Source organism: Tamlana flava (assembly GCF_041287255.1).
Taxonomy (GTDB): Bacteria; Bacteroidota; Bacteroidia; order Flavobacteriales; family Flavobacteriaceae; genus Tamlana; species Tamlana flava.
The window spans coordinates 261740-280443 of record NZ_JBGGTX010000002.1 but is presented as its reverse complement, the minus strand read 5'-3'; the positions used below and the strand labels follow the sequence as shown (position 1 = coordinate 280443).

Annotated in this window: 11 protein-coding genes; 1 reads left to right on the top strand and 10 read right to left on the bottom strand. The window is 35.8% G+C overall.

The window, feature by feature from the left end:
* Nucleotides 1-2 precede the first annotated feature (2 nt).
* The 10 genes from ACB104_RS05775 to ACB104_RS05730 form a co-directional block, all read right to left on the bottom strand.
* A complete protein-coding gene (locus ACB104_RS05775) occupies nucleotides 3-1205 on the bottom strand; it encodes an MFS transporter (RefSeq protein WP_370477335.1) in 1203 nt (400 codons plus the stop codon).
* A gap of 140 nt (nucleotides 1206-1345) precedes the next feature.
* On the bottom strand, nucleotides 1346-3031 hold the full coding sequence (locus ACB104_RS05770; protein WP_370477334.1) for a CehA/McbA family metallohydrolase: 1686 nt from the start codon (nucleotides 3029-3031) through the stop codon (nucleotides 1346-1348).
* Between the two features lie 158 nt (nucleotides 3032-3189).
* A complete protein-coding gene (locus tag ACB104_RS05765) occupies nucleotides 3190-4260 on the bottom strand; it encodes an SMP-30/gluconolactonase/LRE family protein (RefSeq protein WP_370477333.1) in 1071 nt (356 codons plus the stop codon).
* 129 nt (nucleotides 4261-4389) lie between these two features.
* Nucleotides 4390-5139 carry a trypsin-like peptidase domain-containing protein gene (locus tag ACB104_RS05760; RefSeq protein WP_370477332.1) on the bottom strand — a complete coding sequence of 250 codons (750 nt, stop codon included), beginning with the start codon at nucleotides 5137-5139 and terminating at the stop codon, nucleotides 4390-4392.
* A 270-nt stretch (nucleotides 5140-5409) separates the two neighbouring features.
* On the bottom strand, nucleotides 5410-5583 hold the full coding sequence (locus ACB104_RS05755) for a hypothetical protein (RefSeq protein WP_370477331.1): 174 nt from the start codon (nucleotides 5581-5583) through the stop codon (nucleotides 5410-5412).
* 28 nt (nucleotides 5584-5611) lie between these two features.
* A complete protein-coding gene (locus ACB104_RS05750; protein WP_370477330.1) occupies nucleotides 5612-6445 on the bottom strand; it encodes a PKD domain-containing protein in 834 nt (277 codons plus the stop codon).
* A gap of 39 nt (nucleotides 6446-6484) precedes the next feature.
* Nucleotides 6485-8584: a beta-galactosidase gene (locus tag ACB104_RS05745; RefSeq protein WP_370477329.1), complete on the bottom strand. Its 2100-nt coding sequence runs from the start codon at nucleotides 8582-8584 to the stop codon at nucleotides 6485-6487.
* Nucleotides 8585-8659: 75 nt separating this feature from the next.
* Nucleotides 8660-10441 (bottom strand): RagB/SusD family nutrient uptake outer membrane protein, encoded by a 1782-nt coding sequence (locus tag ACB104_RS05740; protein ID WP_370477328.1) that lies wholly within the window; start codon nucleotides 10439-10441, stop codon nucleotides 8660-8662.
* A gap of 10 nt (nucleotides 10442-10451) precedes the next feature.
* On the bottom strand, nucleotides 10452-13562 hold the full coding sequence (locus ACB104_RS05735) for a SusC/RagA family TonB-linked outer membrane protein (protein WP_370477327.1): 3111 nt from the start codon (nucleotides 13560-13562) through the stop codon (nucleotides 10452-10454).
* Nucleotides 13563-13855: 293 nt separating this feature from the next.
* Entirely contained in the window at nucleotides 13856-14383 is a 528-nt protein-coding gene (locus ACB104_RS05730; RefSeq protein ID WP_370477326.1) for a sugar-binding domain-containing protein, read from the bottom strand.
* Between the two features lie 275 nt (nucleotides 14384-14658).
* Here ACB104_RS05730 and ACB104_RS05725 point away from each other — a divergent pair, with 275 nt between their 5' ends.
* The gene (locus ACB104_RS05725; protein ID WP_370477325.1) at nucleotides 14659-18690 is read left to right on the top strand and encodes a hybrid sensor histidine kinase/response regulator transcription factor; all 4032 of its coding nucleotides are present in this window, start codon (nucleotides 14659-14661) and stop codon (nucleotides 18688-18690) included.
* The last annotated feature ends 14 nt before the right edge of the window (nucleotides 18691-18704 follow it).

The following is an 18704-nucleotide window of genomic DNA, read 5'->3' as shown; positions in this document are numbered from 1 at the left end:
CTTCATAATCTATGCAGTTTAGGTTTTGTTGGGTGCAGTTTTTTTCTTTCGAGTAATGCTATCAAACCTAAGATAGGTCCTATTGCTAACACCGTATATATGTACTTCGGATTCATTAAATCTTGTAATACATTCAGAAGTTGGATACTGATAATTGTAATTGAGAAGCCAACACAATTTACAATTGTAAGTGCTGTCCCTTTTATTTCGCCTGATGCATTTTGGGCCACTAAAGTTGAAAAAAGAGGCGAATCTGCTATCACAACCATTCCCCAAAAAATAAGAAAACCAATAAACAAAGTTTCAGATTGAGTCATAAAGAACAATGATGAAACGAGGCAACATCCACATGATAAGATTAATACTATGGATGCTATTCGTTTAGTCCCAGCTCTTTGTGCAAGATACCCGCCTAATATACAGGCTAATCCACCTATCCCAATAATCATGAAAGATAATAACGGAATATTGAATGTTACTTCGGGATGTTCTAAGCTATACGTCTTTAATATAATAGGCACAAAGGCCCAAAATGCATACAACTCCCACATGTGTCCAAAATAACCGAAGGCTGCAGAACGAAATTTACGATTCCGAAATACACCAAAAAAAGCTGATATGTTTAATTTATTTCCAGATTTTCGGTATGGCCCATCTGGAACCATTATCAGCATCAAGATACCGCCAATTATGGCAATAGTTGAAGTAAATAGGAACACAAATTTCCATGGAAATGCTTCGGTCATTACTTTTACTAAATGAGGAAATGCAGTACCAACAACTAATGCACCAACTAAAAAACCAAGTGACTTACCTAGTCCTTTTTCATAATAATCAGCGGCAATTTTCATCCCCACAGGGTATATGCCTGCTAAAAAGAAGCCAGTAATAAAACGAAGTGAAAGGATACTAGCCAAATTGTTTCCCTCCCATATTACTCCAACATTGAATATGGCCCCAAGTAAAGCACAGGACAAAAATACTTTTGAAGGTGAAAAACGGTCTGAAATAGTAAAAATTGCGAAAATTAGGGTGCCTAAAATAAATCCGAATTGCACGGCTGATGTTAAATGTCCTAAAGCACTGGCTTTAAGGTTGAAATTAACAATAAGTTCGCTCATCACTCCATTCCCTGCAAACCAAAGTGATGTACAACAAAACTGTGATGTTACGACTATTGGAAGTATTAATTTAGATTGTCTCACGTTTGGTTTTTTCAATTGCTCCCAACGCTCAACTAAAATGAGTATACGTCCCAGTTGCTATAAGCACAGAAGTTTCCAGTTCGCATTGTCATATCAAATAGCTCAGCTCGCATATTCATTTTAGTGTTTGTTATAATCATTTATTCTTTACCTTCAATCAACCCTCGAAAGAATTGCTCTGCATAGTCCAAATCTTCAATAAGTGTTTCTTTGCTGCTCAGTAAAACATCCTCTGTAACCCCGTGCCAAGGATTCATGATCTTTTCAGCCAGAAACTCCAGATTCTGAGGTTCCAGCATTCTTTTTAGGTCAAGAATACGTTGCAACCAACTACTTGCAGTTGCTGAGGTTTCGGGATTTTGTTTGCTCAAAATATCCAGGTAAATGGGGGCTGAATGAAAGTTAGTGGTAGCTTTTAGAATGTCCAGATGAGCGGGAAAAGGATATAAATTTTCTTGAATCTTATCACCATATCCACGCAGGGCCAACCAACCTGAGGATTTAACAGCATGCAAGAACTCGAAACCCAATGAGTCAGTAGTACTTACCCGTGAAATCTTTTTTATTGCTCGACCATTTTCAATAATTTCAATAAAGTTCAGATTGTCAGCTGAAGTATCAAATTTAACCCATCCTGAGACAGATATGCTATCGCCAACTTTCAATTCAAGCTCGCTACCCATTTCTTGTCCATTCACTTGAAAATCCAAGACAGGCCCGGTGGTCACAAAAGTCTTACCCTTTTCAATGCCTTTTAGCCAGTTTTCGAATGTGAAGTCTCCATCCACTTTTGTATAAAAACGTTCGTGACCGGGTATTGACTGATCAGCACAAGGATAATCTGTACCCGCAGTTGGAGTCACCTTAAACCCAAGGTTGAGGACGTCATACCAACTACGGTAATCGCTTCGATTGAATTGCAGTACTTCGATAAAGTGCATCAGGTCATGCGGAAGTACGATGGCCATGCCAACCTCGGGAGAGGGCCCGGCCGCTTCATCACTCCATGCGTGAGCAAATCCATTGAGACCTCCATACTCTACGGATTCTTCCCAAATCAACCGATAGACCATATACTTCTCTAAATTGAATAGTGCCTTTTCTGCACCTAATGAGATCGAATGACCTAAAATGTGAGTTCTAGGGTTTTCCTGACCACTTGCCAAAAGGTATCCATTCTCTTCATAAATGCTTTCCGATCCAAAGGCATATTGTTCGGCCATTTTAAAATTCTTGACTTTTCCTGACTGCAATAGATTTCCGACATGTATATCCTCCGCCTGCATCATTTTGGAAATGTGAGGGTTCATTTCAGGAATGGGACGCGGTATATGCAAATGGTCATCAGCACTGTACCAGTTTCGATTACGCATATTTGTCCATCGCGACAACTGGATAGTATGGGTAGTGATTGAATCTGGAATAAGTGTCACCGTATCTATCGATACAATGAACTCCGAACCTTTGAAGGCCATGATATAAACAGTCTCCGGTAATTGGGTAATGGAGGAAGATCCATCAGAATAGAACTGAGATGAGTTGAAATAAGGATTAGCAATTTTTTTGTTGAACAACTTTAATATAGATTCAATATCAGTTAACTGGGCTCCCTCATCGCTCATGTCGCAATCACCACCTGCAATCAACGCATCTTCTGCAATGTAGAAATTATTTTCATTGTCTTTAATCTGAACCCTGGCGGCTGTTTCTTTCCCCGTATCATCCAGAATCCTTAGACTCAGTCTTGCATTTTGCGCTTGAAGGGATATGCAACATAATTGGAGCACTACACACGAAACTAGTTTTGATAATTGAATGGTATTCATATTAAATGGTGCAAGGGAAATATTGACTATAGCGGTTTGTGTATGATTTGTTGCGTGGGTTTGGCACTAAGTTAGTAAATAAAACTGGCAATAATTCAGCGCGAGGATTTTCCGAAGGAAAATCAGAAGCAATGAATTATACACGTTGTTAGGCACAGTTATTTATAGTCTAATTTCAATAGGTCATTTCCTAAGTTTGCTATGTATAGAGTTTGACCATCATTTGAGTAGAACATTCCTGTTAGTAATCCCGGAAGTGGATTAAACAAATCTGGAGAAAGTAATTCAAGCCTCTCTATTCCTAAATGACTTCTTCTGTTCCATTCATTTGTAATCTTTAAATTATCTTTTGTGGAACCATCAAAAATTATATGTTGAGAATGATTTTTAAAATCGACTGCAACTACCTGATTATATAATGGAGATGCCACGATTAATCGCCCTTCTTTATCAATTAATAAATTATCAGGCGTTCCGACATTGGCTACCACACCAATATAATTTACTTCACCAGTTTTATTATCAACTTCTAATTTATGCACTCTATCCATCATGGTTTCAGCGACAAACAGATGTTTTTCGTCCTTATCCATAGTTATCCCATTCGCAAAATAAAGACTATCCAAAATTTTAACTGGAGCACTTTTTAAATCGGCCATTCTAAAAATAGCACCAGTTGGAACAGGCAAATTGGCAGCCTGAAACATTTCTCCTAAATTATTGCTCTCGGCGGATTGAGAAAACCATAATGCTCCCGTTTTATCTCTATAAATCGTATTCACGCCAAACGGATGGTCATAAATCATTTCTACTTTTTCTGTAGCTACATTTATTCGATAAATCTTTCCATCTGCAACATCAGACATTAAGATATGTTGTCCATCATGTTCTAAAATCATTCCATTCGGACCTGCTATTCGTTCAGGAGGAAGGTGAAGGAAGCCAGCTGCGGAAAAATCACCGAATGGCCGATTATTACCGTCTTTCTCAATTAATCGAAGACCTTTCGCTTGGTCAACTACGATAATTCGTCCATCTTCCAATGATACTCCATCTTCAGCTCTGAGTAAGCTACCATCACCAGGAAATAAATTTTCTTTTTGAAATGTTAAAAAAGTGGGTTGATTTTTTGATTCTTCTTTATTGTTAATTTCATCGTATGATTTTGGGGAATTACAGTTCATTAAAGTGAAAATGAAAAATAATAAAAAGTAAATGTAATTTCTCATAATGATGTTTTTAGATTATGTTAAAGATAGAAGAATTTATAATTGATTTATTCGTTGATCTCTAATTGTGCCTAACGGTTAGTATATTGAGTGTTAGATCTTGCAGGGTGTTATGCTCAAAATACAATGTTAGCTTCTATTTACTCCTTTAATAAACTCAAGCATATTTTTTACAGGTGTGGCTATTATGATTACCTCTTTTGTTTTTTCATTTTTCCCTCCTCCAGACACTAGTCCCACTAATTTCCCTTTCCCATCTAATATCGGAGACCCACTTAAGCCACTTAAACTAGTAGGACCATTTTTTTGTATTAGTTGATGATAATTTTTTTCCGTTTTTTTGTATGTGTACTCATATATACGTTGTGATCCTACGGTATCCGCATAAGACCAGCCAATTACATATAAATTCTCACCTTTTATGAGCTGGTTACTTCTAAATTTTAGAGGTTTATGGTTTGACTTGTTTTCTTTGACTGAGAAAATTAACCAATCTTCATAACTGTCTCGGTTATTAGACATATAACTCCAAGTAAGAGAATCTTTTCTGTTAGAGTTTAATAACTTGTCCATAACAATATATTTAGTGGTATCGTTTTTTGGATGCATTTTCCATTCCTTTAGCCCTCCTTCAAAATCAATGAATTCCATTTCATCTGTTTTTGCCACTATCAAAACATGTTTTGCTGTAATACCATAAGTCTTATTTTCATAGTTGACTAAAAAACCATTGGCGGCATTTGGGTTGTTAAACGATGAATTCAAATAAGTAACACTATTAATGAGTCCTATAGGTTTTTTATGCAGTTTTTCTACTGTAGAGCAACTTACTATTAAGGTCAATAGGAATAATGACAAAACTATGTTTCTAACTTTCATTGTATTCGGATTTAAACAACTTTTTCATTTATTGATGCTAACCGTGTTAGTGTAGGGATAGTTGTGTGGTTAAACAACTAATTTAGCAAAAAAATTACCGATAGAATATGCATAAGGAATGCACCTAAAGTCTGCAGTAACCAAATTGTATAAGAATAGTGGCGGTTTTAATACCGCAAACTTTTCAGTTTAGACCATAGTCTATTTTTGTTATTATCTATTGTTTTGGCAGAATTTCCGCCATTATTTTTATACGTTGTTGGCAACAGTTTATTCTTCTTTTAGACTATTAAAAATCTCTTCTATTACTACGTCCTCATTCTTTATAGGTTCTTCATCTCTTTCAAACCTACGTTCTTCTATATAGCTTTCAACTTGATGGTCAATATAATCTTCCATTTCTCTTTCTTTATAAAAAAAGCGAGGGTATAATACCCTCGCCATCTTCAAACAACTATAGCAACTAAACTAATTATTTAGCCATTAATTCAATATTGTCAAATCCTGTCCAACCATCGCCACCATCTCCAGATGCCGTGCTTATCTCAATTCCCAGTTTAGCACCCACTGATTCTGGTGTTGCAACAGCAACAAATGACAAAGAATTCCACTCTTCCCGAACAAGATCAAATGTTTCAGTTCCAATTACATTTCTCGATCCATCACCACTATCAAAATATAGTGTTGCAGTTACTTGTGGTCCGTTCCATATATCAAATGCTTGTAATTCTAATTTAAACTGTTTATACTCGGTAATCACATAATCAGTTAAATTATAAAAAGATGGGTCACTACTTAATTTATAACCTCTATAATTATCAATCTCGGCATCCCACCAATCGTTTGATACAACCCCTGAATCTGAAGATGTTGTATCACTGTTCCATCCTTCCACCATGTCCCAATTGGTGTGTTTTCCATCTCCTGGCAATTCAAAATTTCCATTTTGAAGTGCAACCGGTTCAAATACTGGTATTACAATAGTTACTGTTTCTTGAGCTGTAGCCGGTGTAGATCCATCTTCACCATATATTGTTAATTTTACTTGATAATCGCCATCTGCAGCATATGTATGTTGCGCTTTCTTAGCGATAGAATATGATCCATCTCCAAAATCCCATGATAAAGTTATACCATTGGTTGCCATAGCCTCAAAAGTTACCTTTGTAGGGTTAAGAGGGTCTATTTCAAAAGTAAAGTCTGCAGTTGGATTAGCAGGATTATCATCACTACAACCGGCAACAAATATTGACAATAGCAATACAAGTGCCAAATATCTTAAATTATGTTTTTTTAATTTTTTCATTTTAGTTAGTTTAATCGTTAAAATTTGATTTTTAATTTTTTATTCTTCAATAATAATAACACCCCAAGGTTCTAATTGCAAAGATTGACCTTGACTAACCTTTTGCCCTGTTAGTATTTCTGTTCCCTTGCTATGTGGGTAAACAAAATCTTTAGAATCAGATGAGTAGTTGTAATAGTATCTAATTAGCTTACCATCATCATTTGTGCCTGATTTGGTAATTAAAGGCCAAATTAAATCTTGGTCTGCTGTTTTAATATTTAAACTTTCCAATTCATTTAAAATAATCTTTCTTTGAATTTCATCTGAAACCATACAGCCTTCATAAAGCAAACTTCCTTTTCCAAAATCATTTTGAGTTATGGCTGGGTATTTTCCAAAATATTTATGATCGTAATAAGCCAATGGCTTCGCTGTTTCACAAATTAAGTACTCTGCCCAAGTGTTCACTTTATTTCCGGAATCGCCAACACTAAAGGGGTCATCTTTTAATTTTAGGGTGTTGAAATTTGTAAATTCTTGATAGTAGAATCCACAAGCTTCGCGTAACGGACCTGGCGCCAACATTGGACGCACCATAGAGTTTTCATCACTAAAACCACTTTTAAACTGCATGATGACATGCCCTCCATTCTTCACATAACTATTTATTTTTCCAAGCAAATCATCGCTTGCTACATACAAGGCTGGAATGATTATTAAATCATACTTTTCAAAATCAGGGTCTTCAGGTAAAACAAAATCCACACCAACATTATTTTCATACAGCACTTTGTGAAATTGATTAACCAGAGTGCTTCTGTAAAAGTTATTGTGGTGCGGCCCCCATGGACTTCCACCTTGATCAAATGGCATGAAATTTAAAGCCGAATTTGAATCGTGGCTGAACAGGATGGCTACCTTATTTTCCTTTTTTAGATTAACCAGTTTTTTACCTATTTTTTGAAGTTCATGCGCCGTTTTGGACATCTCAACATAGGCACGGTTTGGTTTTAAGTCATGTGACAAAATACCTTTCCAATAAATTTCCTGCCCATAATGAATGGAGTGCCAATGCCAATATTCTACCATGTTGGCACCAGAGCCTAAATGAGCGTAAACATTTTGTCTTAATTGCCCAGGATATGGTGGTTGCTGAATGCGAGAGTTCCAGCCAATGGTCTGTGCATTTGTTTCCGTAATCAAGTAGTTCTTATTCTTTACTGATCGGAAATAATCCCCTCCAAATGCAATTTCTTGTCCAGTTAACCCATCCTGCTGGTCATGGTAAATGTTAACCCCCATTACATCCATTTTTTCTGAGCTGGCTACCTGATCAACTTCTTCAAGGGATAGCATAAAGCATTGTGTAACAAATTGATCTTCACGTTTGTATTCACGAACAATGGAAGATTGCCATGTCAAGAAATCGGCAACAGCTTTTCGTTTGTAGCGATCCCATTCAAGTTTGTATCCCGTATTCGTTATACCATCACGAGGAGCCAATTCTTCCCAACTATCTATTGTCATGCCCCAGTAATTCAGGCCCCAAATTTTGTTTAAGTTTTCTGGTGTTTTAAACTTTTTCTTTAGATAGTTTACAAAACCGACTTGAAAATCCCGGTTATTAACACCTCTATCAGTGGTTTCGTTATCCACTTGATACCCTATTATCCCTGGATGGTTTGCATAGTGTTCCATCAATTTTCTAATGATGCGCTCGCAATAAAAAAGATAAGTTGGGTTTGTTAAGTTCATGTTTTGCCTGATGCCATAATAGGCTTCGCCCCCTCTCTCAAAATCGAGAAGAACTTCCGGATGTTTATGCCATAACCAAGCTGGAATTGAATATGTTGGTGTACCAAAAATAATCTTGATGCCTGCTTTGTGCATCCTATCTACAATCCGATCCATCCAAGCAAATTCGTACTCCCCTTCTCTTGGCTCAAACAAACTCCAGGTAGACTCTCCCAATCGCACTACTGAAATACCGGCTTCTTTCATTAATTTGATATCTTCATCTAATCGTTCAGAAGGCATGTATTCCTGATAGTAGGCAACACCATATAAAACATTGTCAAACTTATCTGGTTGTGCGTTTGTAGCACCGGAACTAAAAACCAAGCACATAATAGTAAAGAATTGCTTTAACCTAATCATTTTTTATGTCTTATAAAGTTCCAGCAAACCCGATTAAGCTTTGTAAAAAACCTTCCCGAATTTGCTGGATTTAAATTAATTATATCCAGGATTCTGAATAAGCTGATTATTTCTGTTTAACTCATTGGATAAAATTGGAAGGAAATAGGATTTGTTTTCCCATTTTCGTGGCTGAATATCTTCTTTTACAGAATAAGTTGGTGTACTGCTTCCAAAAGGGTATATAATAGTAACACCTTCAGCTGGAGTCAATACATCTTCTGCAATCATCCATCTTCTAATATCAAAATAGCGATGCTGCTCATAAGATAATTCTATGCGACGTTCATTTCTGTAACGCTCCATCAATACATCTCCAGTCTCTCCAGCAGGAACATCAGGCATTCCTGCTCGGTTACGTATCATATTAATGTATGTTTTTGCTTCCCCTTCTTCGCCCAGCTCTAAACAAGCTTCAGCATAGTTCAAAATGACTTCTGCATATCTCATTTGCCTCCAAGGATATTTTTGCATGGTTGTAGGACCATGGTCCACTGCTGGATCTATAAACTTACGTGTATAATACCCTGTATAAGTTCCGTTCCAATCTTGCACCGGTCCTTGACGTGTGTCTAAACCTGGCTTAGAAGAACCATCAGCTTGTATATACGAGCCTGTTTGTATTCTTCCTGTTGGATCGGCACCTGCTGTAGAGGAAGGACGTGGTTTCCAATAAGCACCATCATATAAAATGTTGGCATAAAACCTTGGGTCACGATTTTCATAGGGCGCAGCAGACTGCGATGGATTGCTCCAGCTAAATTTGCTTCCGTCTGCCATCTCGTAGGCATCAACCAATTGACCAATTGGCGTATTACCTCCCCATGTCTCCCAACCATTTGGGCCATTGAATAATCCAACATTAGGACTGTCCCAATTTGTGTTTTTTGCATGGTCATAAAAGCTTAAAAAAATATCTTCCTCATTTCCATAATTAATGAAAATATTGATATAATTATCTATGGCCACTTGCGTTGAGGCAGGACTGGTTCCTCCATATAAACTATATACACCCAAATCAATAACATCCTTGGCAGCATCTTTCGCTGCTTGCCAACGATCCGCTTGGCTTCCACTGGTATAGCTAATCAATTCAGGATTTTCATAACTTCCAGCCCATGAAGCAGAAGCAAATAAATCACTAGCTGCATATAAAAGGACCTTTGACTTTAATGTTAAGGCAGCTCCTTTGGTTGCCTTTGCCTTATCTCCAGATAATGGCAGTAAAGCTGCCGCTGCATCACAATCAGCCACAATGAAGTTAACCGTTTCAGCCAAAGTATTTCTGGGGATCAGGAAGTCGTCTGTAGGTGTGTAAGCCTCATCAATCAAAGGAACACCTCCATGAAAACTCATTAGCCAAGTATAGAAACTGGCACGAAGAAAATAGACGTCCCCTTTAAGTCTGTCAATTTCATCACCTTCTAAACCTGACTTTTCTATATTCTCGAAAAACAAGTTACATGATCTGATTTTTTGATAAAGACCATCCCATGAAATGTTATAATAATCCCCTGTCCAATGATTTGGAGCCAATACTCCAAGATAACTAGGACTAATTTCACTATTTACCACAGGCTTGGCTTCCCAATCCCATACATCCATAGACTCATCGCATACAGAGGATAACATTTCAGTTTGAAATCCGTGATGCTGGCCTAAATAAATACCATTTACAAATGATGTAATTAAAGCTGGGTCTTGCCACACAGCTACATCTGAAAACTGATCTAATGGTGCCACGTCAAGAAAATCATCATTACATCCTGTAGCAAGCAGGGCGAGAAAGATGACATAAATTTTTATAATCTGTTTCATAATATTTTTTTTAAAAAGTTACATTCAATCCAAGATTAACCGCTTTATTTAGAGGATAACTATATCCCGCATAACCTGTTTGAACCATTTCAGGATCAAAATCCTTCATATCAGGGCTGTGCGTCCATAGGTTGAAACCATTTACATAGATCCTTAAACCTTGAATATGTATTTTATCCGTTAACTCTGATGGCAATGAATACCCTAGTTCCACACTTTTTAGTCGAATATAATCTGTTTTGTGTAACCAATAAGTGTTAGGCTGATTAACCCAATACTCACCTGTACGATTATAAGTTCTTGGATGCTCAGTACTTGGGTTTAACTCAGTCCATCTATTATTATAAAAACTTTTTAAGTAGTTACCAAATTCTCCGGATTCGGTTCCTTGATAAAATACACCGCCTGCAGCTCCTTGAAACAACACATTTAAATCAAAGCCTTTATAACCAAAATTTAAGTTTAGACCACCAGTAAATAATGGTGTTCTACTTTTATCATATCTCACTAGGTCATTTCCATCAATAACACCATCGTCGTTGTAATCTTCAAAAATGATATCTCCAGGTCTTGCTCCTGCTAAGTGAGGATAAGCATCAATCTCTTCTTGAGTTTGGAATATTCCTATTGCATTATAATATAAGGATGCTCCTAATGGTCTTCCAGTTGATTTCTGATATGCAGGTGCTCCAGGTGATTCATCCCAAAAAAGGACTTTATTTTTAGCATAGACTCCATTAACAGCGACACTATAAGTGAATTCGGAGTCATTGTTGCTATACTGCATGTTGAAATCAAAACCTTTGTTTTCAAATTTTCCAATATTTTCATCAGGCAGACTTAAACCAGTTGAATTAGGAACTGATGCATTTCTTCTTGCCAAGATATCTGAACGCTTGTTCACAAAATAATCAGCAGTCAACGTAAGCTTTCCTTTTAAGAAATGTAAATCAAGACCAATATTCTTTTGAATAGCAGATTCCCAGGTAACTCCTGTATTTGGAACAATACCTTCATATAAAGGCTTATTCAACTGAGTACCTGCATTGGTAACGAATGCCACACCACTGTCTAAAGAATAAGAAGACAGGAATTGGAATGGAGAAATAAGGTCATTACCTGTTTCACCCCACGATGCCCTTATTTTCGCAAAGTCTATAAAAGGGATGCTATTTTGCCAAAAGTTCTCTTTAGATATCACATAACCCAAAGACACCCCAGGGAAAAATCCATATCTACTTGACTGCTCAAAGATGTATGACGCTTGATATCTCCAAAGAAATTCGGCCAAATATTTATCTGCATAATCGTAGTTAACCCTTCCAAAATAATTTAGTCTAGAGTCTCGGAAAGCAGAGCCTCCGTTATTAATATCTTCCTCACCTCCCGCAAACAACTGATCGATAGCAGTTGAAACAAAATATCTTCTAAAAGCATTAAAATCATCGCCTTTTCCTACTATTTTTTCAACACCAGCCATAAATTTCACAGTATGATCTTCTGCAAAATCATTCTCATAATCTACCATAGCCCTAGTTAGGATATTTTGATTGCTCGAAGCCGATTGATATAATCTAGGATCTGTAAGGCCTTGCTCTGAACCAATTAATAAAGGGTCTCCATTGGTATCTAAACTCGACCCATCCCAAGAGTATACCGTCCATGGCGTAGACCAATTTTTTACGAATTGGAACGATTTATCTAAAGATGCATCTAAACTAATATTTAAACCTTCAATACCTGGAATTTCAATATCCAATTGAAAATCTGAATTCAGTACATACCATTTATCTCTTGAATAACCAGTGTCATTGGTTACCAAAACAGCTGGGTTATCACCACCTTCCAATCCTGGGCCAGGTAATCCGTTTGGCCAGTAAACAGGAATAGTTGGTTTAGATCGCATCAATTTATTGAATATTTCCGGTGCTCCTCTTTGTGGAAATTTTCTGTTTTCCATTCTACCAGAAGTATTCATTTTAAAATTGATATAATCATTGATTTTTATGTCCAAATTTGACCGTATATCATGTTGGCTGAATGATGTGGCACTTTTTCTGTAAAATGCATCTTGGTATTTACTGGATAAACTCACAAAATACCTAACATTCTCATTTCCACCAGTTATTGAAAGATTTTGATAATGTTGAGCAGACCAAGGCTTCAACACTGCATCAATATAATCACTGTCTGGATAAGCCCAGGGATCTGACCCATCTCTATATTTTTGAATTTCATCTGGTGTATATCTTGGTGCTCTACCCGCATACAGGTCTATTTCGTTTAACAAAGTTGCATATTCGGAAGAATTTGTTAATTCAGGCATAACGGTAGGGCGTGTTACTCCATAGTTGGTTGTAAAATCAACTTTTGGTTTACCTGACTTACCTCTTTTGGTAGTGATTAAGATTACACCATTTGCAGCTTGCGCTCCATAGATTGCAGCTGAAGCGTCCTTTAAAACAGACATACTTTCAATGGTACTAGGGTCTATTCTTTCTAATGATCTTCCAGGCACACCATCAACAACTATTAAAGGTGATGTATTACCAAAAGTGTTAACCCCACGGATAAGTATAGAAACCCCATCATAACCAGGTTCACCTCCATTTGATATCGCAACAACACCTGGTAACCTTCCAGATATAGATTGGCTAACGTTGGTAACGGGCATATTTTTTAACTCTTCTCCTTGGACAGAAGAGACCGCACCAGTAAGTGTTGTTTTTTTCTGTGTTCCAAATCCTACAACCACAATTTCATCAAGTTGCGCTGTATCCTCTTGAAGAGTCACATTAATGATTGTTTGATTTAAAACTGCCGTTTCTTGTGTAGCAAATCCTAAATAGGAGAACACAAGAACATCTGATTCTGAAGCCGTTAAAACATAGTTGCCATCAAAATCAGTGGCAGCTCCTTTTGCGGTGCCCTTTACAATTACACTTACCCCAGGAAGAGGCTGTCCATTCGTATCAGTTACCGTTCCTGATATAGATTTTTGGGGCTCTGATGCAAATACCCATGAAAAGGACAAAAGCATTATTGCCACTGTAAGCAATTTTGCTTTAATAAATTTAGTCCAACACGGACCTAACCCGTGAAAGCATTGTTTTTTATTCATATTAGTTTAGTTTAAGTTTTTAAAATTTTAACGAAACGAAATGAGTTTGTCGAACCTCATTTCTTAATTCTTTAATCACTATTTCTTCATTGGCATCTAAGGTTTTATTTAAAATTAAGTTGGTTTTAGTCTGTGTATGTTTTTAATTCAGCTAATGTATCCACTAACTATTTTTATTGGAATCTCAAATCCGTCAAAAAGGGTCTCAAATTCAAAAACCACATATTTTATGCAGAAAAACAAATGTTCCATCTTGCCATGATATTACCCTTATATCAAGAAATTAAATTCCTTTAATCCTTATGGTTAGACGAATCTTTAATTTCCAGCCAAACATTGCTGTAAATCCCAAAATTGGTCTTACCCATTCTATTCATTTCCTTTGGCACACTTATTTTAATGGCAATTAGATTATCACCCTTGATGTTTATAAAGGAATCTATCGCCTTTTTAAAGGTGCTGGCTTCCACTACAGATTTCCCTAATCTCTTATTGTTTATATATATCTCATAACAGTTTGAAATACCATCAAAACAGATTGATATATTTTTATCATCCCATTTTTCTGGAATTTCGAAATGCTTTCTGTACCAACCATCCACTATCGAATCTTCAAATGGATTTTTATTTAAAGAATTCCCGGAATTAAAATCCTTACTCCAATCATGAGGTAAATCGATATTGTGCCACGTTGAATCTTCCAATTTAATTTCAAGTGCATCTTTCGGATCTCCATAAGAAAATTTCCAATTGAGGTCAAATAGATGTCTTTTCGTGATTTCATTGTTTTGAATATTGCAACCAGTATAACAGAGGGTCACAACGGAGAGGATCAATAGATATAGAATATTCTTTTTCAAAATGAGGAATCGACTGCTTTTACATTTTTTTATCTTGTTGTCAATCTGTTTAGCAGCTTCAAATGTTTATATTGATGTGGTTAAAACTACTAATACCCGTCCCTTATCAGTATCTGTAATTCAGCAATCACAAGCTGAAATTCGTTTTTTATGCTTCTGCCAAAATAATTAAAGAAAGGTCTTATGGATTTTAGTTAAATTTACATGTGCCCAAAACAAAAACTCAAACATTTAAAATGAAATTCGGCCAAACATTACCAGCTATTTTCTTGCTGTTATCAACCATTTTTATATCTGCTCAAACGATTAAAGTGGAAAAAATAGGAATAGGAGAAGGCCTGTCCAATACTAATATTACAAGTATAACTCAAGATAGGGATGGCTTCATTTGGGCAGGCACAAAAGATGGGTTAAACAGGTTTGATTCAAGCACTTTTATCGTATTTAAGAAGTCTGATTCTAAAGAAAACACCATCTGCAGTAACATTATAAATTTTATATATGCCGATAAATTTGATGATGTTATTTGGATAGGCTCAGAAAAAAATGGAGTTGATGCATACAATTATAAAACGCATACTTTTAAGCATTACGAACATGATTATGACAAACCTGATGCAAATAACCTTAGTGCTAACGGAATAACCCATATAGATGGAGATGACAAAGGTAACATCTGGTTCGCAACTTACGATGGGGGTATTGATGTTCTTAATAAAGAGAACAATGAATTTAGGCACTTCAACACAGAGAGCACAAAAGGATTAGGATCCAATTACAATTGGTGCATGTTTTATGACACAGAGGAAAGTGTATATGTCGGTCATGTTAATGAGGGTTTCAGTATATTAAATCCAAAAACGAATACTGCAGTAAATTATAGACATAATCCAAAAAATCCGCTATCACTTGTTAGCAATACGGTAACTAGCATTATTAAGGATTCTCATGGACGCGTTTGGATTGGCACACGTGATGGACTTACTTTGTTTGACCCTATTAGCGAGAAGATGATTAATTTTAAGCATGACGCTAAAAATCCGAACTCATTATCGCACGACTTCATCCAGCACATTATTGAATCAGAAGACCACAAACTTTACATCGGAACAGAAGGAGGAGGCTTAAACATTTTAGATTTGAAGGAATTGTCATTTAATTTTAAACTATCTGACATAAAATTTAAACGCATTTTATATTCTGTTACTTCAAATGGGCTTTCAAGTCTATCGGTTCAAACCTTAATCCAAGATTATTTCGGGAACATTTGGCTCGGAGGCCAAGGCAGTGGTATTAATTTCATATCTAACAATGCAAGCCCTTTTAACAAGATTGATTATCTACCCTACATTTCTAACCCTAATAGCTTGAATGAAAGTTGGGTACACCAACTTTGTAGAGATGAAAACGATAATATTTGGGTTGCCAATGGTTCTGGTGGATTAGCTGTTTTTAATAAAGGTAAGAAAATTAAGCAATTAAATTCTGTTGATGCAAATTATGAGAACCAAAATATCATAAGCATCTATTGTGGCAAAAATAATATTTGGATTGGAACCTCAGAAGGAGCTATTTATTATGGCAATAACAATCAAGAAAGTTTTAAGAAACTTGATTGTTTTGATGATATTGAACATACGCCTGTTTACTCGTTCTTCGAGGATTCTGAAAATAATATATGGATAGCCACAGATAAAGGTCTACATAAGTACAACAGTAAGTTAGGTAATTGTGAAATATTTACAACAGAAAACTCAGAACTTCCAGACAATTTAATTAGGGCTATTGCCGAAGACGGAAATGGAAATATATGGGTAGGCACATTAGTTGGTAATCTTAGCCTTTATGATCAAGATTTTAAACTCATAAAACAATATGGTAGCAATTACGATTTTTATGCCATTAATTGCATTTTTAAAGATTCCAAAAACAGAATGTGGATTGGAAGCCAAAATGACCTTTTCCTAATTAAAGACACCACTACAAATTCAATTATTCGCATTGGTAAAGTTTCTGGTTTGGCTGAATCTGATATTCGCGCAATTACAGAAGGTAAATCCGAAAATGAAATTTGGCTGAGCACTATTAATGGATTGAGTAAAATTCAATTAGGTACAATGAACGTTAGCAATTTTGATGTTAGCGATGGAATTACTTCTGGTGAATATCTTTATGGATCTGTTGCCAAAACCAACGATGGAAATTTATATTTTGGAACGCAGAATGGCATAACTTGGTTTGACCAAAATATAGAGACATTGTCCATTATATCTCCTAAGCCTAGTATTACAAATATTTTAGCAACTATTGATAAAAATAACCTCAACCAATTCATTGACATTCCCTTTGATGAGGACTTAGAGTTAAATCATAATCAAAATACCATACAGATTAAATTTAACCTTCTAGATTATTCACTGTCTGATAAAGCAGAGTTTGCATATCAAATGGAGGGCCTTAATGATGGTTGGTTTCTCATTAATAATGACCGAGAGGCTACCTTCAGAAACTTAAAACCTGGGAACTATGTTTTTAATTTAAAATCAAGAATAAGAAATAATGAATGGTCCGAACAATTCAATACATTAAATATAAAAATCAACCCGCCAATTTGGCTTTCTTGGTGGATGAAATTTATTTATTTGGTTCTAGCCTCAGTTATTCTAATTTTTGTAGCTCGATTCTATGAAAGAAAATTAAAGGTTGAAAATGCATTAATTTTAGAAAAAAACAGCCGTCAACAGGAGCACGATTTGAATGAAGAAAAACTTAAGTTCTTTACCAACATTACGCATGAATTAAGAAGCCCTATGACACTAATTTTAGGGCCTTTGGAAGACTTAATTGCAGAAAATTCATTAACCAAAGAACAATCTAAAAAATTGCAAATTGTTCAAAGAATTGCAAATAGATTGCTGCAGATAGTGAACCAAATTCTCGAATTTAGAAAATCTGAAAATAAGAGCAGGAAGCTCACCGTTATTAAAGACGATTTGACTCAATACATTTATGAGATTGGGGCTAAATACAAAGACCTGAACCAAAACAAATCAATCGACATTCAGATTTTTGAGCCAAAACAAAAAACTGAAATGTTTTTTGACCCCAATGTGGTTACAATAATTATGGACAACCTTTTGTCCAATGCACTCAAATACACGCAAAAAGGTTCAATTAGGCTTGAATTCAGAAATTACCAGGAAGACAACATTGATTACACCGAAATAAAAGTTTCGGATACAGGCTATGGAATTTCAGAAGCTGATTTACCATATATCTTTGACAGATACTATCAAGCTAAAAATGTTTCGCATCCTATAAAGGGCACTGGAATTGGCTTAGCGTTGGTAAAAAACATGGTAGAGCTGCATGAAGCAGATATAGAAGCTTCCAGTGAATTAAACAAAGGAACTACATTTAAAATCAAATTTTTAACCAACAACAGTTACCCCGATGCTGTACATTATTATCCTGAAGAACCAGACATTGAAGATGATGATAAAAACGTGGTGCTGGTTGTAGACGATGACCAGGATATTATTGAATATATTAAAGAGTCGCTCAGTGATACATACAATGTTATTGCCGCACAAAATGGCAAAACAGGATTGGAAGAGGCCAGCGAACAAATTCCGGATATTATAATTAGCGATGTTATGATGCCAATAATGGATGGAATTGAAATGTGCAGATTATTAAAACAAGATATAAGAACCAGCCACATCCCAGTTGTACTTTTAACAGCGAAGGTTTCGTTACATGATCAGAAAGTTGGATACGATGTTGGGGCAGACTCCTATTTAACTAAGCCCTTCAGCAGTAACTTATTAAAAAGTAGGCTTAAAAACATTATTGACACAAGAAAGCAATATTCACTCACTAGTGTTTCAAAATTTAAACAAAAACAACAATTACTAAATGAGTCTGTTGGTGAACTAGACAAAGAGTTTTTAAATAAACTCACTGAAGTTATTGAGGAGAATCTTGAAGATGAAAAGATGAACATTTCTTATGTAGCTGCTCAACTAAACATGAGTCATTCAACCTTGTACAGAAAAATTAAAGCGCTAACCGATTTAACGGCAAACGAATTTATACGAAAGGTAAGGGTGAATTATGCTGAGCAACTTTTAATAACGGGTCAATATAATATTTCAGAAATAATGTACCAAGTTGGAATTAATAGTAGCAGTTATTTTAGGCAATGTTTTAAAGAAGAATTTGGAATGAACCCAAGTGAATACCTTCAAAAAATAAAAGACAATTAAACCTAATTCCAGTC